The sequence below is a fragment of the Finegoldia sp. BIOML-A2 genome (assembly GCF_009678315.1).
Classification (GTDB): domain Bacteria; phylum Bacillota; class Clostridia; order Tissierellales; family Peptoniphilaceae; genus Finegoldia; species Finegoldia magna.
Genome location: NZ_WKZE01000001.1, coordinates 160,843 through 184,492 on the forward strand (window position 1 = coordinate 160,843; position 23,650 = coordinate 184,492).

Annotated in this window: 19 protein-coding genes; 1 reads left to right on the forward strand and 18 read right to left on the reverse strand. The window is 31.2% G+C overall.

Features of this window, described 5'->3' with window-relative positions:
• From GKF99_RS00750 to GKF99_RS00835, 18 genes are all read right to left on the reverse strand, one after another.
• Window positions 1-1,236 carry an ABC transporter ATP-binding protein gene (locus GKF99_RS00750; protein ID WP_002835178.1) on the reverse strand — a complete coding sequence of 412 codons (1,236 nt, stop codon included), beginning with the start codon at window positions 1,234-1,236 and terminating at the stop codon, window positions 1-3.
• Between the two features lie 11 nt (window positions 1,237-1,247).
• On the reverse strand, window positions 1,248-2,165 hold the full coding sequence (locus GKF99_RS00755; RefSeq protein ID WP_154271532.1) for an ABC transporter permease: 918 nt from the start codon (window positions 2,163-2,165) through the stop codon (window positions 1,248-1,250).
• 9 nt (window positions 2,166-2,174) lie between these two features.
• Window positions 2,175-3,101, reverse strand: a complete 927-nt coding sequence (locus tag GKF99_RS00760) for an ABC transporter permease (RefSeq protein WP_154271531.1) — start codon at window positions 3,099-3,101, stop codon at window positions 2,175-2,177.
• Window positions 3,102-3,173: 72 nt separating this feature from the next.
• Window positions 3,174-4,829, reverse strand: a complete 1,656-nt coding sequence (locus tag GKF99_RS00765; protein ID WP_154271530.1) for a peptide ABC transporter substrate-binding protein — start codon at window positions 4,827-4,829, stop codon at window positions 3,174-3,176.
• 537 nt (window positions 4,830-5,366) lie between these two features.
• Complete coding sequence (locus GKF99_RS00770; protein ID WP_154271529.1) at window positions 5,367-6,383, reverse strand: beta-eliminating lyase-related protein; 1,017 nt, start codon at window positions 6,381-6,383, stop codon at window positions 5,367-5,369.
• 89 nt (window positions 6,384-6,472) lie between these two features.
• Window positions 6,473-8,233 (reverse strand): DUF4153 domain-containing protein, encoded by a 1,761-nt coding sequence (locus GKF99_RS00775; protein WP_154272344.1) that lies wholly within the window; start codon window positions 8,231-8,233, stop codon window positions 6,473-6,475.
• An 86-nt stretch (window positions 8,234-8,319) separates the two neighbouring features.
• Window positions 8,320-8,796 carry a methylated-DNA--[protein]-cysteine S-methyltransferase gene (locus tag GKF99_RS00780; protein WP_154272347.1) on the reverse strand — a complete coding sequence of 159 codons (477 nt, stop codon included), beginning with the start codon at window positions 8,794-8,796 and terminating at the stop codon, window positions 8,320-8,322.
• Window positions 8,797-8,831: 35 nt separating this feature from the next.
• The gene (locus GKF99_RS00785; RefSeq protein ID WP_241673540.1) at window positions 8,832-9,530 is read right to left on the reverse strand and encodes a hypothetical protein; all 699 of its coding nucleotides are present in this window, start codon (window positions 9,528-9,530) and stop codon (window positions 8,832-8,834) included.
• Window positions 9,496-10,383 carry an ABC transporter gene (locus GKF99_RS00790; protein ID WP_154272349.1) on the reverse strand — a complete coding sequence of 296 codons (888 nt, stop codon included), beginning with the start codon at window positions 10,381-10,383 and terminating at the stop codon, window positions 9,496-9,498. The genes GKF99_RS00785 and GKF99_RS00790 overlap by 35 nt, the downstream gene beginning before the upstream one ends.
• Before the next feature lie 8 nt (window positions 10,384-10,391).
• Window positions 10,392-10,904: a phosphatidylglycerophosphatase A gene (locus tag GKF99_RS00795; RefSeq protein WP_012290931.1), complete on the reverse strand. Its 513-nt coding sequence runs from the start codon at window positions 10,902-10,904 to the stop codon at window positions 10,392-10,394.
• A 57-nt stretch (window positions 10,905-10,961) separates the two neighbouring features.
• Window positions 10,962-11,894 carry an ABC transporter ATP-binding protein gene (locus GKF99_RS00800; protein ID WP_154272351.1) on the reverse strand — a complete coding sequence of 311 codons (933 nt, stop codon included), beginning with the start codon at window positions 11,892-11,894 and terminating at the stop codon, window positions 10,962-10,964.
• A complete protein-coding gene (locus GKF99_RS00805) occupies window positions 11,891-13,486 on the reverse strand; it encodes an iron ABC transporter permease (protein ID WP_154272353.1) in 1,596 nt (531 codons plus the stop codon). The genes GKF99_RS00800 and GKF99_RS00805 overlap by 4 nt, the downstream gene beginning before the upstream one ends.
• Window positions 13,487-13,563: 77 nt before the next feature.
• A complete protein-coding gene (locus GKF99_RS00810) occupies window positions 13,564-14,637 on the reverse strand; it encodes an ABC transporter substrate-binding protein (RefSeq protein WP_154272355.1) in 1,074 nt (357 codons plus the stop codon).
• Between the two features lie 105 nt (window positions 14,638-14,742).
• Window positions 14,743-15,465: a hypothetical protein gene (locus tag GKF99_RS00815; RefSeq protein WP_154272357.1), complete on the reverse strand. Its 723-nt coding sequence runs from the start codon at window positions 15,463-15,465 to the stop codon at window positions 14,743-14,745.
• A gap of 112 nt (window positions 15,466-15,577) precedes the next feature.
• Complete coding sequence (locus GKF99_RS00820; RefSeq protein WP_154272359.1) at window positions 15,578-17,917, reverse strand: cell wall-binding repeat-containing protein; 2,340 nt, start codon at window positions 17,915-17,917, stop codon at window positions 15,578-15,580.
• Entirely contained in the window at window positions 17,917-19,032 is a 1,116-nt protein-coding gene (locus GKF99_RS00825; protein WP_154272361.1) for a YibE/F family protein, read from the reverse strand. Before GKF99_RS00825 ends, GKF99_RS00820 begins: the two co-directional genes overlap by 1 nt.
• Window positions 19,033-19,134: 102 nt before the next feature.
• Entirely contained in the window at window positions 19,135-20,274 is a 1,140-nt protein-coding gene (locus GKF99_RS00830; protein ID WP_154272363.1) for a YibE/F family protein, read from the reverse strand.
• A 129-nt stretch (window positions 20,275-20,403) separates the two neighbouring features.
• Window positions 20,404-21,978, reverse strand: a complete 1,575-nt coding sequence (locus GKF99_RS00835) for an ABC transporter ATP-binding protein (protein WP_094206103.1) — start codon at window positions 21,976-21,978, stop codon at window positions 20,404-20,406.
• A gap of 223 nt (window positions 21,979-22,201) precedes the next feature.
• Here GKF99_RS00835 and GKF99_RS00840 point away from each other — a divergent pair, with 223 nt between their 5' ends.
• The gene (locus tag GKF99_RS00840; RefSeq protein ID WP_154272366.1) at window positions 22,202-23,644 is read left to right on the forward strand and encodes a threonine synthase; all 1,443 of its coding nucleotides are present in this window, start codon (window positions 22,202-22,204) and stop codon (window positions 23,642-23,644) included.
• Window positions 23,645-23,650: the final 6 nt, after the last annotated feature.

A 23,650-nucleotide genomic window follows, 5' to 3' on the forward strand; every position in this document is an offset into this window, starting at 1 on the left:
CTAATAAGGTCTTTCAACTTTTGGTGCTTGTTCATGTGTTAACCAACATCTGCAAACATGATGGTCTGAATATCTAGTTTCAGGTGGTTTCTTTTCTCTACAAATTTGCATTGCATAATCACATCTTGCTGCAAATGGACATCCCGGAATTTCCATCAATAAATCTGGTGGAGTTCCACCTAATGAATACAATTCATTATCTTTTGATGAGTCAAGTCTTGGAACGCTCATCAACAATGCCCATGTGTATGGGTGATGTGCATCTTTAAATATTTCTTGTACTGTACCAGTTTCCATGATTTCACCGGCATACATTACTTGAATTCTGTCTGCAAAGTCAGCTACTACGCCTAAATCGTGAGTTACAAGAACTATAGAAGTGTTTTTAGTATCTCTTAATTCTCTCATCAAATCCAAGATTTGTGCTTGAATAGTTACATCAAGAGCTGTAGTTGGTTCGTCAGCCAAGATAACATTAGGGTTACATGCCAATGCTATGGCAATCATAACTCTTTGTCTCATACCACCTGATAATTCGTGTGGATATTGTTTAACACGTTCTTCAGCGTTAGGAATATTTACAGTCTTTAACAATTTAACAGCTTCTTTTTTAGCTTCATCCTTTGATAAATCAGTGTGCAATAAAAGAGATTCTGTAATTTGTTTACCTATTTTCATAGTTGGGTTAAGAGAAGTCATAGGGTCTTGGAAAATCATTGATACATCAGAACCTTTATATTCTCTTAATCTCTTCTTATCCATGTTAAGAACTTCTTCATTCATATATTTAATTGAAGATGGTTCTTTGATAACCGCTGATTGAGGTAAAATTTGAAGTATAGATTTACTTACTACTGTTTTACCACATCCAGATTCACCTACTAAAGCCAAAGCTTCTCCATCGTAGATGTCAAAGCTTACACCTCTTACAGCCTTTACTTCACCAGCATAAGTATTGAAAGATACGTTTAAGTTATCTACTTCAATTACTTTTGGTCTGTTAGTGTAATCTTTTTCTACTCTAGCAGTTCTTGTAAGTTCTTCTGATAAATTTTGTTTTTCGTTCATATTTTTTTCTTCGTTAACTCTATCTTCTACAACTTCAGAGGAAACATATTTAGTTGTAGTTTCTACTTCATTATTTTCATTAATTACAGTTTCTTCAACTAAAGTTTCTTCTGAAAGGTTTTGTTCTTTTTTTAGTTCATCTACATCTTTGTATTTATTCTTGCTCATGTTTTTTCCTCCTACTGTCTAAGGTTAGGGTCAAGCGCATCTCTCAAACCATCACCTAACAAAGTAAATGAAAGCATTGTTAACCCGATCATTAGAGCTGGGAAAAACAATTGATAAGGATAAAATTGGAATACTTGTTGAGCTTGTGAACACATAAGTCCCCAAGAAGTTTCTGGAGGTTGTACACCAAGTCCTAAGTAACTTAAGAAAGCTTCACCAAATATATATCCTGGAATATCAAATGAAATTGATACAAGTATTACGTTCAAAGTATTTGGAATAAGGTGTTTGATAATGATATCTTTGTTGCTTACTCCCAATACACGAGCTGCCATGATATAGTCTTGTTCTTTTAATGAAAGAATTTGACCTCTTACAAGTCTTGCAAGACCACACCATCCTGTGATAGTCATGGCTAAAATAAGTGTTCCTACACCATTTGAGTTTAAAGCTAATCTTAAAATGATTACTAATAAAAGGTAAGGTATAGAAATCAATATTTCTACAATTCTCATCATAATTGTATCAACTCTTCCGCCAAAGAACGCAGAAGCTGCACCATAAATAGAACCTATTACAGTACCAATAATAGCACCTGCAAGACCTATTATGATGGAAATTCTACCACCTCTCCAAATTCTTGTGAATATATCTCTTCCAAGTTCGTCAGTACCGAACCAGAATTTTGAGCTTGGTGATAAGTTAATTTCTCCTACTAAATCTTCATGAGAATATCCCGTTAACATCGGTCCGATGATAACCATTACAATTAAAAATACTAATATAATAAATGCAACTAAAGCTGCCTTGTTTTCTTTAAATCTTCTCCAAGCGTCAGACCAGTATGTTACTACAGGTCTTGCTATAAATTCAGATGTTCTATCTTCATCTGAAAGTCTTTGAAATTTGCTTTGATCTATTTTTTCCATACTAATCCCCTAATCTACAATTTTAATTCTTGGATCTGCTATTCCGTATAAGATATCTACAACTAATTGAGAGATTAAGAACAAGAATGCATAGAAAATTGTTGTACCTATAATCATAGGATAATCTCTGGCAGTTATAGAGTTTACAAAGTAACTTCCTAAACCTGGTATAGAATACATATTTTCAATAATGAATGATCCTGTAAATATACCAACGATTTGTGGAGCTATGATTGTGATGATAGGAAGTATAGCATTTCTGAATACGTGTTTTCTAATTACATTGAAGCCTGATACACCTTTTGCTTTTGCAGTTAGTATGTAGTCTTCGTTTAAAACTTCCAATACATTACTTCTCATGTATCTAGCATAAGTAGCTATTGAACCAAAGCATAATGCTATTGAAGGCAAAATTGTATACTTGATTTCGTCTCCGTAGCCTGAAGTTGGAAACCAATTTAGTTTTACTGCGAAAGCGTATTGTAAAAGAGCCCCCAAAATAAATACAGGTATCGTAATACCCAAAATAGCCAATACACTGATAATATAATCTGGCACTTTACCCCTGTTTAAGGCCGCGAGAATACCAAAGATAATACCAATAGTAATACCTATTACCATGGCTTGTCCACCAATTCTTCCAGATACTGGAGCAGTTTGAGCTATTGTAGTCTTAACTTCTCTACCTGGATATTTGTATGAAGCACCTAAGTCTCCGTGCAATGCATTTTTTAAAAATATTGCATATTGTGTTGATACTGGTTTATCCAAACCGTATCTTGCTTTGTAATTTTTTATTGTTTGCTCTGGAAGAGTTTTACCCATAGCAGACAATGGATCCCCTTGAATGTTATGCATCAAGAAGAATGTTGCTGTTGTGATTACAAATAATGTAAGCACCATGTACAAGATTCTCTTTATAAGATATTTTAACATGAGTCCTCCTATATACAATTAGTAGGCTGTTACAAATAATTTGTAACAGCCTGCCATTTGCTACTAGTTATTTTATTTTTTTTCTAGATAAGTGTCTTTGTATCCTGCTGTTGAAAATTGGTTTAAGTTAATATTCTTTACATAATCTTGGTAATAAATATTTGTAGAACCAGATATAATTGGAATAATAACTGTTTCATCAGCTAGGATTTGTTCAGCTTTCTTATACAATTCTACTTGTTTGTTTTCGTCTTTTTCTTTGGCAGCGTCTCTGATTAATTTATCATATTCTTCGCTCTTCCATCCAGTTCTAACTGCGTTAGCACTTGAAGTGAATAGAGACATCATTGCTGATGGGTGGTTGTAGTCAGCAGTCCATGCTAAGTATCCCATTTGGTAATTACCTTTGTTGATTTTACCAGAAAGAATAGCCCATTCCATCATTTCCAATTTAACTTTTACACCAAGTTTGTTTTGGAAGTTTTGTTGGAAATATTCACCGGATTTTTTTAATTCTGGAGAGTTAGTCATGATCAAGCTAACTTCTAATTTTGAAGGATCTGGATCCATTCCTAATTCTTTAAGACCTTCTGATAATAATGCTTTTGGATCGCCTAATTTATCAGCCATTTCTTTAACAGGGTTTCCTGCCATTTCTCTGTATTTCAATTCGTTAATTGAGATAGCTTTTGGTACCCAGAAGTAAGCTGGAGCTGATTTTCCTTTAAGAACTGTATCGTTGAAACCTTCTCTGTCTAAAGCGATGTTGAATGCTTGTCTAACTTTTTTGTTCTTGAATAATTTATCTTGGTGGTTAACTGCGAAGTAATCTACTGCTGGAAGGTCAACTTTTTGAGTCTTAGTTCCTTCTCTCTTATCGAACTTAGAAGTCCATTCTGGTTTATTAGTACCTACACTCATAATTTCTCCAGATTGGAAAGCATTCATTCTAGTGTTTTCATCTGTTAACACTCTAAGGTTTACTTTTTCTAGTTTAACTTTGTCTTTGTTCCAGTAGTCTTTGTTCTTTTCAAGAACTAATTTAGAGTTGTGGCTCCATTCAGTTAATTTGAAAGGTCCGCAACCTACGATTGTATTAGCTTCAGAACCGAATTGTTCTTTGTTCTTTTCTACTATGTCTTTTCTTTGTGGGAAACATACTCTGAAAGGTACGATGTTAATGAAATATTGTGCTGGAGCACCCAATTTGATTTCTAATGTTTTATCATCAATAGCTTTAACTCCCAATTTATCCAATGGAGCTTTTCCTGAGTTAACTTCTTGGAAGTTAGCGATATCAGCTAATAAGAATGAAGAACCAGAACCTGTCTTAGGATCTACAGTTCTTTTAATACCATATTCAAAGTCTTTTGCAGTTAATGGTTGACCATCATCCCATTTCAATCCATCTCGTAATGTGAATGTATAAGTCATAGCATCTTCAGATACTTTCCATTCTTTAGCTGCTGCTGCTTCTGGTTTTAATGTTAAGTCATCATTTTGAACCAATCTAATAAGTGGTTCATATACGTTATTAACAACTGTATTACCATAACTGTCACTACCTTTTTGAGCATCGATAGATTCAGGATCAGACGCTACGAAAGTATTGTATACTGTGTTTTCTCCCTTAGCTCCTCCGTCTTTTGATCCTCCATTTCCACATGCTGTACCAGCAACCATAATGCCGGCTAACATCAAGGCAACAAACCTTTTCTTGTTTCTCATTTACAATTCCTCCTTAAATATTTTAATCATATGAGAAAATCCGAATTAATCGTGAATACATATTTAAAAATAAATAAGTACTAGTCTTCACGTTTTTCGTAATTTCATTATAACATGAATTCATGAAAATGATAACATAAACAACGTTTTTTCAAAATATTTTAATATTAAATTGTTATATAATTATCTTGTTCCGTTTTTTTATAAATTTTTTCGTTTTAATTTATCTTTGCAGGATTGTATACTTTTCGTAATAATCACTATTTTGTTGAAATATTGTTTTCATAAATTTATCATTTGATATTTGTTATCATGTCCGTTTTGAGTGAAATATTTTTACATTTTTTGGCGATATTTTTGTTATTTTTGTGTGAAAAATTTAATAAACGGATTTAAACAAATAAAAGATGAGATATTTTAGGAATTTATACCGCAAAAGTATTTAGTAGTTTTTTGTAAATCATTGTAACTTTTTTGTAATATTTTTTTATTTTTAAAAAATCTCTATTAAAAAAGCGACCATTTAAGATCGCAATTTTATAAGTCATTTATCAATTCATCTACCATGTGCTCTTCCGTAGACCATGATGTACAAATTCTTACGTTTATGTAATCATCTGTTTTGTAATTTTCGCAAAAATTATATTTATGTTTTAATCTGTGGTATCTTTCATAATCCATATTTACGAATATTGTGTTGGTAGTAGATTGAGTAGCTAGAACATAGTTTTGTTCTTTTAATCTTTTTCTAATCCTATCTGCTTGTTCATCAGCTTTTTCAGCTAATTTAAAAATTAAATCATCAGTAAATAATTCTCTAAATTGAATTCCCAAAAATCTGGATTTGGCAATCAACATTCCAGAGCCTTTAATGTAGTTTTTAAAATGAAGCTTGAAATCATCGTTGTTTAATATCAATGCTTCTCCAAACATAGCCCCACACTTTGTTCCTCCGACATATGTCGCATCGACAATCTCACAAATTTCTTTTAATGTTAGGTCGTTATTTTTTGCAGCTAATGCATATGCAAGTCTTGCTCCATCCATAAATAAATACAATCCATGTTTGTCGCAGACTTTTTTTATTTCCATTAGTCTTTCTTTAGTGTAGATTGTTCCAGATTCCGATGAATTGGTTATGTAAACCATTTTTGGAATTGGTTTGTGAAAATATGCAGGATCATTCATTCTTTCTGATACAAATTTATCTATTACTTCTGGAATTAATAATCCATCTTCATCTTCTACTATTTCTATTTTGTGACCAATATCTTCAATAGCCCCTGTTTCTAATGTATTAATATGAGCATTATCACATGCGATAACACTTTCAAAAGGTCTTAGCGATGTTTTGATAACAAGTTTATTACAAGCTGTAGAACCATGTAGGAAATAAACGTCTTGATCAGAAATCTTTTTTCTGATAAGTTCTTTTGCTTGATGAGTGTATTCATCGTTGCAATAGCCTTGTTGTTGAACCATATTGGTTTCTTCAAGTGCTTTTATGATATTTGGATGAACTCCTTCTAGATAATCACAGTTAAAATTATACATAATTTTTCTCCTCAATCGACAATAATTAATTTGTTAAAATACAGATTTATTATAACACTTGATAATTTTTTGTAAAGAATATTATTCACTTATTTTGTGTATAAACATTTGATGTAATATGTCATTTTTTGTCCATTATCATAAACACATTCAGCTCTTTCAAGTATCGTCTTGTATTTACGATTGTTAATTACACCTTCATCTTTTATCAAATTGTCAGGATCTTCTGTGTTAATATCAGGACCTTGTAGATTCCACAATTCTTCTAATCTGTTATTAAATATTTCTATGTTGAATTTGCCAATTGTTTCATTTTTGTATTTTATAACAACAATATTTGATTTTTTGGAAAACGTAACGTTTTGGTTTCCTAAATTTTCGATATTTTGTGTGTTGGAATCGTATTGAAATTGAATATTTTCCAATAAACGGTCGTAGTTTGTCGTGTCAATTTCTAACCTATCATTGACAAAGGATCTGATTTGTCCGTATAGCGACTCAAATTCGTCTCCTCTGAATCCAAATACACGATTCATATCCTCTTGTGAAGTTGTAAATTTATCACCCAAATAAGGAAGTTCTTTTGTACTATGTTTGACTACAAAATAGTCAAGTTTGTCTTTTATTTCCTTTATTTTAGCTGGATTTACATTGCTTTGAGATTTTATTTTGCCATCGACAAGCAGATTTTCTTCAACTAGCATTTTTTCTAATTTGGCTTTTTGGTCTATTCTACTGATATTATATGCAGAAAGAGGTCCCACCGAAGAAATCAGTGCCAATATCAAAAACGTTGTCGGTATCGTGATGTATGTCTTCTTGTTGAAGAATAAATAGTAAATCATTGATATAACAATGAATATTCCGCCAACTACCACAAGATATCTTTCTTCCGTAACTCCATAATACGATATTCTGATTCCTATTGAGTAAAACATCATAACAGAAAGTATCAATAATATTATAGGTTGAATTTTATTGTAAACATTTATGAATTTGTCTTCTACAGTTTTTAATATGAACAAGACCACTACTGAAAGCAATCCATACCACAAAATAAGATTTGTGATGATATTGTTAGGTATCGTCTTTAAAACTACTACCTTTATTATATATAGAAGTAAAATAAAACCGTATATCAAAAATATCGGAGCAATAATTCTCGTAAATAAAAACTTAAAAGGCAAAAGCCATTTGATTTTTAGATTTTCGTCACTATATTTCAACGGGAATTTTGATAAAATTATAGATGCATTTAGCAATAGAAAAATTACCGCTGCACATGATACTATGACATTGCTAAGATTAAATTGTAGTTTGAACAGTTCCTTTGTCGTGAACAAAATGGCAACAATTCCTATAAAAATCGTCACGCAATAAATCAACGATTCTATTATTGATAAAACTATTTTAACTGCGTAATCAGCATAGTCAACTCTCACATTAAAGTGTCCTGCTACAAACATTCCAACAAAAAGCGTAACAAATAATCCAATCTGAGTGATTTGATTTCTAAGTACGAAGGACTTATCTACCTTTATTATTAGGAAATAGCACACTAATCCCATAATCACTGAAACAATAGTATATACCAAAGCTTTTTTTCCCTTGGTGATTTCTATGTTTTTGTCAGTGATTATCAGCTTTACAATCATGTAGCTCATCGCAAAGTAGAGCGAAGAAATAAGCAAATCTGTTGTTAAAGTGCTATTCAATGCACCTATTTCAATATACCATATCCCCATAATTGCAAATATTGTAGCGACAAATATGGAAAACAATACTATCGGATATAGTTTGATTGTTTTCTGTAAGTTTTTTAGTTTCGATTTAAAAATATCTAACCTCATAATTTCCTCCTGCTTTTCTTAATTATATCACGACATATATCTTAAAAATCGCTTAAAAACATTTGTTGCAATTTCGTAAACATTGCTCAAATATTTACAAAAGGTTTGTGATTTTGTTCCAAATCTAATAAATACTTTTTCTTTTCTATTCCAAATTTATATCCAGTAAGAGCATTGTTTTTTCCAATCACTCTGTGACAAGGTACTAAAATCATCAAATCGTTTGAGCCAACAGCTCTACCAACTGCTCTTGCTGATGTTTTGATGTTGTAAATTTTTTCGTATTTTTCTTTTATGTCGGTGTATGTCGTAGTCGTTCCATACGGAATTTCACACACTAATTTCAATATTTTAGTTGCATAATCTGATTTTTCGATTAGTATATTGTCGAACTGTCCAGTATTTTTCCCAGAAAAATAATCGTTCAAATACTTCTTAAATTTTTCAATTATTTCATCAGTCTCCTGTTCTACAAAATAATCTACAAATTCACATTTTATTATATTTTCTCCGTCACTTTCAATAAGAATATTTCCTAATTTTGATTTGTAAATATCTCTCATATAAAAAAAGCTCGGATTGCTCCGAGCTATCTCCTTTATTTTACATTTAAGCCTTTGATGAAGTTGGTAAATAATATCGATAATACAATCGCTATTACTCCAGCCCCCAAATAAATATACATATTAAGTCCACTAAATAATTTGAATGCTGATATTAAATATTCTGAGAAGAATACATTTAAAGCGATAATAATTGCAGTAAATAATATGAATATTTTCACAGCACCGAATTTGTACGCTAAGAATATCAACGAATTAAATGCAAGGCTACACACCGATGTGATTACAAAAACTATTGGCATATAAGACAACAATGAGCCTTTTGTAAACACTCCAATCTTGTCGTAATAAATTTCGATTTGTCTAGCGTGTAAGAATCCCGACAAAACTCTTGTCAAATAAATTACACCAATTATAATTGCAAATACCAACACGACGTTGAAAATTCTTTCAAAAATCGTAGCTTTTTTTATTTGTTTTCTGTGGTAAGATGATTCTATGTTCATTCCAAAATCTTGGAAATAATCCTTACTCGCTACTAATAAAAAGTAGAAAGTATTGAATAAAAACATCGGCACAACGTATGTGAATAGTGGAAGTTTCCCAAAATCGAATTTCCATATATTAAAGTAGGAAAGTCCTCCAATGATTGCTAATATCACAACAGATACAAGAAGAGTGTAGAATGCGTACGCAAAACTATTCGACAACTTCTGTTTTAATAGTCTTTTCATAATTTCCCTCCTCAATCATTGTAATTAATTCGTCTAATGGCAATTGTTTGATTACACAGCCGTTATTTTCGAGTAAAATTCTTTCATCTTCGTTTATATCATCGAACATTTTGATTTCATCTTCTAATCCATCAGAGGTTCTCGTCAAAACCCTCTTATAATTCATAGCAGTGATGATTTCCTTAGGTCCACGAACTACGTTTGCTTTGGTAAGTATGTTGTGCTTAGAATCCTTGAATTTAATTCTACCATCTTGCATCAACACCAAGTAATCAAAGAATACTTCCTCCACAATTGGAGCTGAAATCAATATCGTGTTCCTGATTAATTCTTGACGTTTTTTCATTATATCTATGAATTCCAAAGAAAGTTTTTTGTCTACTATTTCAAAATTTTTCAGCAATACCATCTTTTTATTCGTAGCAAGTGCCGCAGTCATAAGTACGATGTTGCAGTAATCTTCCTTCAAATCTTCAAGTCTTGCGAATTCATCAATTGCAAATCCTTTTAGCACAGAGTCCACAAATTCTTCGTCGAAATAAGGATTCAACTTCTTTTTTAATTTAAGATACTTCTTAACCTTCATAGATGAATTGTAATCTTGTAAAAATGTTGAAAACTCAACTTCATTAGTTAGCTTTGGATCCTTTAGGACGTTTTCTTTTTCTTCAAAACCATACAAAAATTCTCCATTGTATTTTGTTGTAAAAGATCCCAAAATATCAAACAATTCATCAATGTTCTTGTCATGACCTGTAAACAAATAGATGTAACCTTCTTCTATTTCAAGGCTACAATCCAAGTCTATTTTTTTTAATCTTCTTTTTTTGTTTATGTTATCTATCGTATACATAAAATCTCCTATTTAAATCTCGAATGAGACAACCTACTTGCCGCAGCCGCTGCGATCGCAGCTACTATATCATCCAAAAATGTGTTAACGCAATCAGTTTTTTCTACATCTAACTCTTTGATAATTCCGATCTTTTCCTTATCCAAATACCCAAAATTAGTAAATCCGATTGAGCCATACACATTGATTATTGACAAAGCCAACACTTCATCAATTCCATAAAGTCCTTCGTCTGATTCGATAATTTTTTGAATAGGATCGTCGAATAATTTCTTATCACAAGCTTTGTCGATTGCAATCCCTGTTAACACGCATTGCAACACTTCTCTTTTTTCTAAAACTCTCTCTACATTTTCAGTGCACAATTGCATCGTCAAATTTGGATAATATTTTTCTTGTAAAGTGAACACTATTTTTGAAATATCTTCTATCTCAACGCCTCTTTCTTGTAATTGGCGAATCGTAATCTCTTTCAATTCTTGAATAGTATAAGGATATTCAGAAACTTTTTTTCTACCCATGTTACCTCCTAAAAATATCTCTATACTATATTTTACCCAAAATTCAAGTCTTTTACTCTAATTTGTCGGTAATTTTCTTTTAGAATATATAACTTTTACTTTATCTCCAATTTCATTTTTAAAATCATTGTTGAGCATATAAGAATCGATAGTTTTGTCATCTAATTGTATCTCAACTTTTACGCTTGAGCCTTGGAACACAATATCCTTGATAATACCATCTTCTCCTTGGTCTGAAATTTTTACATCTTCAGGTCTAACGTAATATCCTTCAAAAATATTTTTATCACCGATAAAATTCAACACGAAATTATTTTTCGGATTTTTGTAGATATCTAAAGGATAGGAATGTTGTTCGATTTTACCTTTGTTCATTAAAATAATATCATCTGCTAACTCAAAAGCTTCGTTTTGGTCGTGTGTTACGAAAATCATGGTAGTTCCTAGATTTTTTTGAATATTTTTGATTAATAACCTCATGCTAACCCTCAATTTTTGATCCAAATTGCTAAGAGGTTCATCTAATAATAAAAGTTTCGGACTCAAAACCAAAGATCTTGCAAGTGCAACTCTTTGCCTTTGTCCCCCAGATAATTCGTAAATCATTTTTTTCTCATGACCTTTTAATCCCACAAGCTCAATCATTTCGTTAACCTTGTTTTCGATAGTTGTTTTGTCTATATTTTTGAATTTTAAACCATAGGCAACATTTTTGAAAACATTCATATGGTAGAAAAGTCCGTATGATTGAAACACAGTCGTGATGTCTCTTTTTTCAGCAGTTAAGTGCGTGATATCTTCTCCATCCAAAATAATTTGTCCTGAATTCGGCTTCACAAAACCACCAATCATGTTCAAAATCGTACTTTTACCGCAACCAGAAGGTCCCAAAATACACAGCATTTTCCCTTTTTCTAATTCAAATTCAACATTATCCACAACAGTTTTATCTTCGTAAATTTTCGTAAGGTTTTTTACACTTAAAATCATTTTTTATCTCCTATCTTTGTCGCCAAATAATATCCACCATTTACAACAAGACATATCAAAATTATTATTAAAGCAATTACAGAACCAATATTGTAATTACCACTGTTTATAACATCAAACATAACAAGTGTTAAAACTTTTTGCCCTGGATAAACCAAGAAAATAATCGAACCAATTGTCGTCATTGTCGCAGTAAACGCATTGATGAATGTAACAGTAAAGCCTTTTTTAGTTAGTGGAATTACGATATCTTTAAATACATAAATGAAATTGGCACCCAAATCCTGTGCAGAATTGATTTCATCTTCGCTGATTGATAAAACGTGACTATTCATAACTTTTGTAGAAAAAGGCATTTGCTTGAACAAAACATTCAACACTACAATTGCACTAGTTCCAACCAGCATCAACGGTTTGTGATTAAATGCCAACAAATAACCTAGACCGAAGAATGTTCCCGGCAAAATATAAGGCAAATTTGAAATATAATCTGCGACTTTAATTACCTTGCTCTTTTTGATTATCGAGTAATAAGCCATCAACAAACCAATCATACTTCCAAAAAATGCACTAATCAAAGAGTACACAATACTTCTTGTTATAGTGTTTGTAATGTACGATTTGGAATTTCTGAAGTTTTCAAAAGTAAATATAAGTTCGTTGTTTTTCATTTTCGTAAATGCTGACAAAATAATTGACGCATATTGAATCACAAGCCAACTCAACAAGAACACACTGATAACGCACAAGAAATAAAACACAGCAGATTTTTTGTCTATAATAAAATCTCCCGATGAAGTTGAATTCATGCTATTTTTTCTCATCGATTTGTTATAAATAATGAACATAATAACAGAAGGAATTAAAATCATTATATTGATAACAGCTGCCGTTTTAATATCTCCTTTGCTAATAACAGCCATGTATCCTTCGCTCGCCAAAACATTGAACTTACCCCCTATAATTGCTGGCGTTCCAAAATCTGCGATTGAACGTATAAATGTAAGAAAAAACACCGAAATCAATGTGTTTTTCAGTTGCGGAATCAGAATATCAATTACAACGTGATTTGTATCGGCGCCTAAGTCGATTGCAGAATTTATAGAGGCTGAATCCAAATTATTCAAATACGATATTACCATCAAACAACTTAACGACAAAAACCCCAAAGTTTCCATCAAAATAATTCCTGTCATTCCATAAGGGTTAGTGTTCAATTTTAATAAATTATAAGTGATGAACCCTCTTCTTCCAAATAAATTTATGTAAGACAAACTCGTTACAAAAGGAGGCGATATCATCGTAACCAACAAAATTGCGCTGATGATTTTTTGATGAATTTTGCCACTCAAAAAACAATACAAACCGATAATTGCCGAAAAAACCGTAGTCAAAACAGATACAATAAAACCAACTGTAATTGAATTTACAAACAGATTTTTGTTTTCTTTAAATATATTCACAATAAACGCTATTGATTGCCCGTCATCAGTCGTGAAAGCTTCTTTGAATACGTATAAAAACGGCAATCCAATAAACACGAATATTAGTGCGAAAATTATGTATTTTATAAATTTATCTAATATCTTCATGATTTACTCCATATAAAACAAGCACCCGCTAAGGTGCTAGTAAAATAGGAGAAATTTTTCAATTTCTCCCTATTAAATTACTTACTTTTTACAAATTCTGAGAATTTATTCAAAATAGCCTCTCTCTTTTCACCGAAAGTAGACAAATCTTGTTTTATTAAGTTTTCTTTTTTCAAACCTAAATCAAGACCTTTGATTCCGTCTTTTACCATTTGATTAGAATCTTTTCCGTCTATTTCTGCTAACATTTGTAAAGATTCATCTTCCAACATGAAATCGATGAATGCTTTTGCAACTTCAGTGTTAGGTGAATTTTTGAAAATAGCTACTCCTTCTGGAACCCATGGAATACCATCTTCAGGATATACAACAGTTAAGTTGTTATCTTTTGCTGTATCAAACGCTGATTTGTCAACTGGAATAATACCAATTCCAAATTCTCCAGCTGCTGTTTTTTCTTGAGGATCTTTTCCTCTTTTACCGTAGAAACTGATGTTATCATTTAATTTAGATAAATAATCCCAACCTTTTTCTTCGCCATATTTGTCCAATAATCCTTTAACTGCTGCGTAGTTTGTACCAGAGATTGAAGGATCGCTCATGATTACTTCGCCTTTGTATTTTGGATCTGCTAATTCATCCCAAGTTTTTGGAACTTCTAAGTTTTTAGATTTTAATACTTCGTTATTTGCTAAGAAACCAACAACTGTGATTCCTTTTGATAACCAGTAACCATCTTTGTCTTTGTAATCGTCTGGAATTTGTTTCAAAGCTTCAGATTCATATTTTTCTAACATATCATCTGATTTAGCTTTCATGAAAGCGTCGATACCGCCTCCAAACCATACATCAGCCATTGCTTTACCTTCAGCCTTCGCTCTTGATAAAACTTCACCACTTGACATAGATAAGAATTCTACCTTAGCTCCTGTTTTTTCAGTGAACTTGTCAAATAATTTTACGTATTTGTCGCTTGTAGCAACAACGTTCAAAGTTTTACCTTCAAACTTTTTAGCGTCGTCTACTTTTTCTTCAGTTTTTGTAGATTCTTTTGATGTTGTTTCTTTTGAATTATCTTTTGATTGACAAGCAGTCAACGCAAAAATTAACATTAAAGAAAGACTTAACATCTTTAAAAATTTGTTTTTCATAATCCCTCCATATTTTTTAATTATATCATTAGATAGTATATATTATTTTGAAATATTTTACAAATACACAAAATGACTCCAATTTTTGGAGTCATTTCGTGTAAATTATTTCTCAATATATGATTTGATAAAGTAATTACCATCCTTATTTTCAAGAGTAAGAGTCGCATAGTTGTTTTTTAATACTAAATCATTGCCTTTGATTTCTCCTTCAGTTGGATAAAAAGTGCCTATATAAACATCGCTTACAAATGTATAATAAGCGTTGTTTTCTTTCAAATACAAGCATTTTTCTTTACTTTTAACATCGTCTGAAACAATCCCTGCGTATTTTTTCAACGTAGCATCTATTAAATTTTTATCGATTTCAACTAACGGCATTAGTTTAGCTGATAATTCGAATTCTGAAAAACTATCTAGTTTTTTCAATTTTTCTATTATAGCTTTGTGCTCATCTGAATTTTCTTCATAATTTTTCGATGGAAAATAATTGATAAAGCTATCCAAATCTATTTCTTTTGGATCGTTGTAACTTCCTGCCTTGAAGAAATTCGAAGTTATGTTTTTAATTTCATCAAATTCTGATCCAGGCCTTTTCTCCACAAAAACTTTTTTAATTTGATTTACCTCGTCATCTGTTAGCTTTCTATCTTTTCCTGCCTTTATCCCTTTGAAAGCTTCTTCAAAGTAATTTCCAACCCATTTTTGTTGTTCTTCAGTTAATTTGATATTTTCTTTGTTGTCTTTACTTTTATCGCAAGATGCTAGAAATATTATCGCAAATAATAAAACAACCGAAACTTTTAAAAATTTATGTAATCTTTTCATAGATACTCCCCCTTTATTTGGTTTATTTATACCCTGATTCCTTAATTTTATATCAAAAAATATCCCCTCAATAAAAATTGAGAGGATACCTAAAATTTAGAAGTTTATGGGATTACTTTATGATACTTGTTAATTGATTAATTACATCTTCAGATACTGATTTTTCTCCACCAATTACATAAGATTTGTTGAATTTAGTATCTTTGATGAATTGTTCTGCGTTTTGTCCTAATTTTTCTTTGTTAGTAAGAAGGATTGCGCCATTTTGTTTTGCTGAGAATGGAGCTGCAATTAATGCGTCCGCAAAGTTTTCGCCACTTGCTACTACGACAACTTCTTTTGCTCCAGAATATTTTGCAAGAAGAATACTTGTTTCGTATCTGTCAGCTCCGCCCATTCTGTTAACTGTAGCATTAGAGATTTTTTTGATGTTAGCTTTTGTGTTTTCAGATACTGATTTTTCTCCACCAGCTATGTTAATTAATGATGCTTTTGATGATTTGATAACATCTTCAACTGATTTGTCAATAGCGTTAACTCTTACTAAAAGTATTGGAGCTTTATCCTTTTCTGCTGCGTTGTTAAGTGATAATGCATCGGCATAATTTTCACCACTCGCGATTTCTAATGTTGTTGTCTTACCGTCGATAAGTTTAGCTGCGATTTGTGCACTTGTTTTGTATCTGTCAGCTCCTGAAAGTCTTTCTACTTTGAAGTTTCTCTTTTCTAATTCTTTCTTCAATCCTTCATTTACAGATTTTTCTCCACCGATAATAGTGATTTCTTTTGCTTTTAATCTTGCGATTTCACTCATAACTTCCTTACTGATTGAGTTTGAAGATATATATAACAATGATGCATTGTTTGCTTTTGCAAAAGGTGCTGCAGTTAAAACGTCTGAGTAGTTGTTTTTGTTAGCTAATACTACTTTATTTGTTCCGTCTTTGAACATTTTTTTAGAAACTTCAATAGCAGTTTGTTCCCTATCTACCCCAGAAATTCTTTGAACATTTTCATTTGTAGTGTCTGCAGTTGATTTTTCGATTTCAACTTGATCCACAACTTTTAAAGAATCTGTTTCATATGTTGTGGCTACGATTGATTTGTCAGTCACTTTAACTTTTGTGAAGTTTGGCTTGTAATGTTGGTCTCTAACTGCCATGTAGTCTTTGAATTCTACTAAATCATAGTGTTTTGAACCTGATGCAGAGTTTGCAGTTAAATATAATTGTCCTTTTGGATTTACGTATTTTGATGGAACCTTTCCTTCTTCTTTTGATTTATCAGTAAAGTTTCTTTCGCTTTCAATTGCCAATCCACCATCCATCATACGACTTCTTGTGTAAACGTGGTCGTGACCTGCTACTATTAAATCAATACCGTATTGTTTCATCAACGCTGGATATTCTGCTCTTCTTTTGATGATATCGTCATCATTCGCATGAGTCGCTGCAGAATAAATAGCGTGGTGGAAGCCAACTACTTTCCATTTGATGTTTTGATTTTTTGTCATTTCAATTGCTTTTTCAATTGTAGCTTTGTGTTCAGCAGTATTCATGTTGTTAGAATTTAATTGAATGAATAGCGTATTATTGTATACGAAATAATAGTTGGAACCTGCTTCTGTTTTTCCTTCAGCTTGAAGGTTAGGAAGTGCAAAGTGTTGTGAAAAAGAATTTGCTTGTGAATCGTGGTTACCAATTAACGTTGCAAATGTAATTCCTTTTGCGTTTTCTCTTTCAATATATCCACTGTATTCTAATTCTGATTTAGATGTATATTCGTTGACTTGGTCTCCCAAACTGTACAAGAAACTCATTTGTGGAACTTGTTTTTTTATAGTTCCCAATGCTTTTTCCCATTTGTCTCTGTCTGCGTAGAATTTACCGGCACCAATTTGAGGGTCCCCTGCTAATACAAATGTAAAGCCTCCTTTTGGTTGAGTTGTAAATTCGAAAATTTCAGATTTCTTACCATTTCCATTGTAAACTCTGTACATATATTTAGTATTTGGTTTCAAGTTTTTGATATTTACTTGAGAGTTTGACATATCTTTAAGTTCATACAAATCTTTTAAAGCTTGATCTTTCTTATCTTTTTCGATTTTTACTTTTTCATTTGATTTTTCATTGATATCAAATGTTGTGTTCTTGTCAGATGTTACAGCTTTGATTTTCGTTGCATTTGAAAAATCTTTTTGATCATTTGCTTCTACGATTTCCAAATAACCTTGTTCTTTGCTCTTGCTGTACCAAGTGAAGTTTCTTTCACTTTGATCTTTACCAATTGTCAAGATTGGAAATCTTATTTGAGATTCTTCTTGAGTTTGTGTTGCTGTTGTGCTAATATCATTTTTTCCATTAGTTTCAGCGAATGTAGTTGTGTATGTAGCTGTTGTTGCTATTGAAAATACCATACCCAATGCTAATAACGCTTTTGCCGTTTTGTTCATTAATTTTCCCCCTTATGATTATATATAATTGATGAGAATAATGATGTCACTGGCACCATTATAATCACAACGACCGTACCTATCAGCCCTTTTGTGATTTCCACAGAAAAGAAATCAGAATTAACAAGCTGATTAAAACTTACTCCATGCGATATCAAAACCATAATCATCACTAGAGATGATCCAATAAATGCAAACACCAAAGTGTTTACCATTGTTCCAATAATATCTTTACCTATATTCATTCCGCTTTGAAAAAGCTTCCTGCTATCCAAATCTGTATTTAATGATTTAATTTCTTTCAAAGAAGATGAAATCGACACACTAACATCCATTGAAGCACCAAGAGATGCTATGGAAACTGCAGAGAATAATAAGTTCTCAATCCTAAGTCCCCACGTTTTTCCTATTAAAATCAAAGTTTCTACATTTTCCATATTGTGTCCAGAAACATACAAAACTTTTCCAATGATTTTGACCATAATTGCAGCTATCAAAAACGAAGTTCCTATCGATATCATATTTACCAAAGTCATTTTACTGTATCCATACAACACCACTAGAGAATAAACTGCACACAAAATTACCGTTATAATCGTAACCAAAATATTATTGTATCCATTCATCAAAAGCGCCACATCAAAAAATAAAATTATATAAATACTTACAAATAAAGCTATCGCACTTTTGAGACCTTTTATCCCAGCAATCACAGCCAAAAATATTACAAATAATGCTATAATCACAAAAATTCTTATACTTCTATCGTAGTTGTACACGGAATAGTAATAATCATCAGTTGAACCTGAATTTTGATTTTGAATTAGAATAACATTACTTCCTTTGTGAACTTTAATGCTGTGTGTGTTCACAAGTTCGTTATCCAACTCCACAACTTTTCCAGTTTTTAAAATCTTAGCTTTAATCTTCTGAACGCCGACAGGTTTAGAATTGTCCGGATAATCTAGCGATTCATCCACAACTTCCACAACCTTCGCCCTCAGATATTCCACACCCTTGTAACTAATCAAGCTTTCATTTACATCTAGCTTTCTATTAAAAAAGAAAATTCCAATCAATAGCAAGATTAAAATTACATTAACAATTTTCTTCAATATTTCATCACCTATTACATTGTACGATTAAAATATTAAATTTATGTTTTTCAAAGTTAATAAAATGTAAAAATTTGTTAAAAAAACATTAAAAAAAGCATATCATTTGATATGCTCATTAAAAATATTCTCACTGTATATTTTTGAGGCAAAAAAAGAAGTAACCGGAACCATTATAATCACAACGCTAATTCCAATTAACGCTTTCGTAATTTCCACTGCAAAAAAATCAGAACTTACAACTCTATTAAAAGTATTTGTTCCGTGCAATATAAAAATCATAATGCTCACAAGTGATGATCCAATAAATGCAAATACCAATGTATTTACCATTGTTCCTATAATATCTTTGCCAATACTCATCCCACTTTTAAATAATTTTTTGCTCGATACATCTTTATTTAGTGATTGAATTTCTCTTAGCGCAGAAGCTATCGATACACTTACATCCATTGACGCTCCCAAAGCTGAAATAGCAACAGTGGAAAACAGTAAATTTTCGATATTTAATTTCCATACCTTTCCTATCACTAGTATCAATTCCCCGACATTTTCCAGATTATACCCCGAAATATTAAGTCCGATACTCATTAGCTTAACCAAAATACTCACAAATACAAATGATACCGAAACAGAAATCATATTGATTAAACTCATTTTAGAATAACCATATAAAATCAAAGTGGAATATATTGTGCACAAAATCACAGTTAAAATTGTAATCACAATATTATTAAATCCATTCATGATAAGCGAAATATCAAAAAACAAAATTATGTATATACTAATCACAAGAGCAATCGTGCTTTTTATTCCTCTACTTCCTGCAACAAGTGCTATGAAAATTATAAATATCCCCATCCATAAGATTGTACTAAAACTTCTATCGTAATTATACATCCTGTAAAAAGTTTCAGAATTGTGATGAGGATTTCTACTTTTCGCCAGAATCACCTTGTCGTTCTTTTTTACTAAAACACTATGCGATGCTTCTAGTTTGTTCTCCACATCCACAATTTCTCCAGTTTTTCTAATTTTCGCTTTGATGTTTTGTATTCCTACAGGTTTTGAATTATAAGGATAATCCAGCGTTTCATCTACAATATCTACTACAGTAGCTTTTACATAATCAAGTTCAATTCCATCATAGCTTACCAAATGGTCATTATTTCCCCATTTTAAATTTATTATAAAAATCAGGGCCAAAATCAATCCCAAAAATATATTACAAATTTTTTTCAATTATTCACCAACTCCATTTATATATAATACTACAGTATATAATACTACAATTTCTTAGATTTGATAATTGGTTTCAATTAGACAGAATCACATATTAAAAACGAGCTGAATTTGAATCAGCTCGTTACTTTATTTTACATGCATTGTTTTGTTGCAATATTTTTGTACTTTTTTATCATGACTTATAATGAACACGATTTTATTGTCGATATCTTTAATAAAATTCGAGAAGAAATCTTCCTGTGATTCTGAATCCAAGTTGCTAGTTATTTCATCAAAAATATAAACATCTGCATCTCTCATAAGACTTCTAACGATGGATACTCTTTGTTTTTCTCCTCCCGATAAGTTTTCTCCATTTGCCAAAATTTCTGAATCCAAGTTTTTATTCTTCAACACAGGCTTCAAAACATCCATAGACAATATTTTTTCATCGATAGATTTGTCTTTTACTGTATCCACCAAAATATTTTCCCTCAAACTTGCAGGAATGATAAGTGGATTTTGTGGAACGTATGCGACCTTTTCTCTTAATTCATCCAAAGATAATGAATTAACTTCCTTTTCGTTGATAGATATTCCCTCAACATCTCTGATATTCAACAGCGAACGCAGTAATGTACTCTTACCAGCACCACTTTTTGCGTCTATGTATACGATATCTGAAGGATAAAATTCTTCATTAATTTCAAATTTGAACTCAGTGTCCAATATTTTCACAATAGGATTTTCAAACTTCACTTTGCTAATAGTATTTTCAACAGCAATCCCGTCTTTGTTTTCTAAATTATCTAAAATATTTTCCTTATAAAATCCAGAATCCACCTTCAAATTAGTTAAATCGATGTTTACTCCATTTAATGAATACAATGAGTCGAAGAATACATTGATTACCAAAGTAAACACCACAATTGAGTATAACTTAGCATTTCCAATGGTAACATTATAACTTATCCATATCAACAAAGCGTTTTGCACAAGCTCGTTAAACATTCTAATACTACTACTTGCTGCACCTGCGAATTGATTAACGCTTTTGTGTGCTTCAAAAATTTCCACGATTTTCTTGTTGATAAGATTATCAAAACCATCAAACTTGGAGTATTGTTTCAAAAAATCTGGATTGCTGTAAATATTGTTAAAGTCTTGGTAGTTTTTGGAAGTAATTGCAGATAGTGATACGCATTTTTCAGATAGTTTTTTATTGATTAATTTAAATCCAAAAAATGTAAATGGTATTATCGCTAATAAAATCAAACCATAATAAATATTTTGAATTGAAACAAAAATCAAAGCTCCAATAATTATCAAAATAGAACTAACCATTGTATTTACATCATCAATCAAAAAACTGTAAATAGAATTAGTCAACTTAGAAATCTTCGTAATCAGTGAATTGTTTCCCAAATTAATCATAGTGTCATACTTCACGTGAAATAAATCATGCATAAAATTATCCAAGTTTTCTGAATTCACATTCACCGCTACTTTTTCTTTTAACAAAATCAGCCCTATTTGAATAAAATAATTTAACACCATTATCCCAAACAATAAGTACAAATCACTTCTTTGAATGTTGGTAATATCTCTGAAGATCTTGTTACTTAAAAATGGTACGGACAACGTCGCCACAACCATAATTAAACTCATAATCAAAGATACTGCTATAAACTTGATGTTCTTTTTAAGAATTACTTTTATCATAATGCCCTCTCTCCTTCAATTTTATAATTCTTACCCAAAGCTACAATCAATTCTATTGATTAGAAAACGCTTTACTATTATTATACTCTTCAAAAAAAAATAAACAATGGTTATAAGCTTCTCGTTATATTTTCGGCATTTTTTACTCAAATTTTATCGAAATTTAAAAAGATTAACTTAAATCTCATAAAATGATATAATTAGAATAATATTAGGAGGAAATATGAAATTTATTAGCACTAGGGATAATTCAATAACTATCGATTCTCAAGAAGTAATCTTCAATTGTATAAATGATGATATTTACGTTCCTTTGAATTTAGATAATTTGTACGATATTGATGTGCTTAGAGATATGACATATAACGAACTTGCTATATATATTTTGAAGCATTTTTTAACTGATATTGACGAAGATTCAATATCAAGCATTGTAAATAACGCTTACGATGGAGATGAGCCTAATGTTTTTTTGAGAAAAACGAATGATAGATGCTACGTTGAACTTTTCAACAACAAAAGTCTGTCTTATAGGGACTTGTCATTGAGTATTATCTCTAAATTTATAGATATTAATTTAAATAATAATGAAGATGTGAAAAACTTATACCTGTTCACAGCTTCCACTGATATTTCTGTGTCCACGATTGAGAATTTTAAAAAGATGAACACAAAAGTTTTCGTGTTTTATCCAAATAATATCTCAGATATCGAAAAATCAAAATTATTATCCACGCTTTCCGATAATGTCTGTGCAATTGGCGTAGATGGCGATTTTTATGAGTGTAAAAAATTGGTGGATAGTTTGATAAATGATTCTGATATCAAAAATTTGATTGCACAAAAAGAATCGGTTATTTCTACGTGCAATTCTTTGAATATAATCAGAGTTCTCACTCAAGTTATTTATTATTTTTACAGTTATGTGACTATGGTAAAATACGGAGAGATAGAAGCTGGAAAAAGAATCAACGTAAGTATTCCTACGGAAAATTTCGGCAATATAATGGCTTGTTTTTATGCAAAAAGAATGGGACTTCCTATTAATAAAATAATTTGTGCGACAAAAAGTCCATTGTCTTTCAAAAAATTCTTGGATACGGGAGAATTTGTCTATGACGAAGTTTTCGGTGAAGAATCCACATCATTTGAAAGATTGGTCTTGGCGAATATCGAAAGATTGCTACATCATTTGATAAATAATCAAGATAGAATAAGAGAGATTTACACAGATTTTAGAGAAAAAAATAAATTCACTTTGTATCCTGAAGAACTACAAAAATTGAGTTGTATTGAAACGTACAGCATGACAAGTGATGAGGTCAGTCAGAAAATTTTGAGATTATTCTTAGAATGTCAGTATCCATTATCCCCTCAAACTGCAATGGCTTCTCTTGCCTACGACAAATATGTCATTGATTCTTATGACTACACTCCATCAATGATTATGGCTACAACTTCTCCATATTCATCTACAGATAAGCTTTTGAAATCATTCGGGTACAATGAAGATTTGGATATAAATATGGCTTTGGAAAAGTTAAACTCTTTTATAAAATCGCCTATTCCCGATAATTTACAAAATATCAAAAAAATTGACACTACGATTTTTGATTCAACCGAAATCAAAGATATAGTTTACAAAAAAATACAAGAAATGAATTAAGCGGCG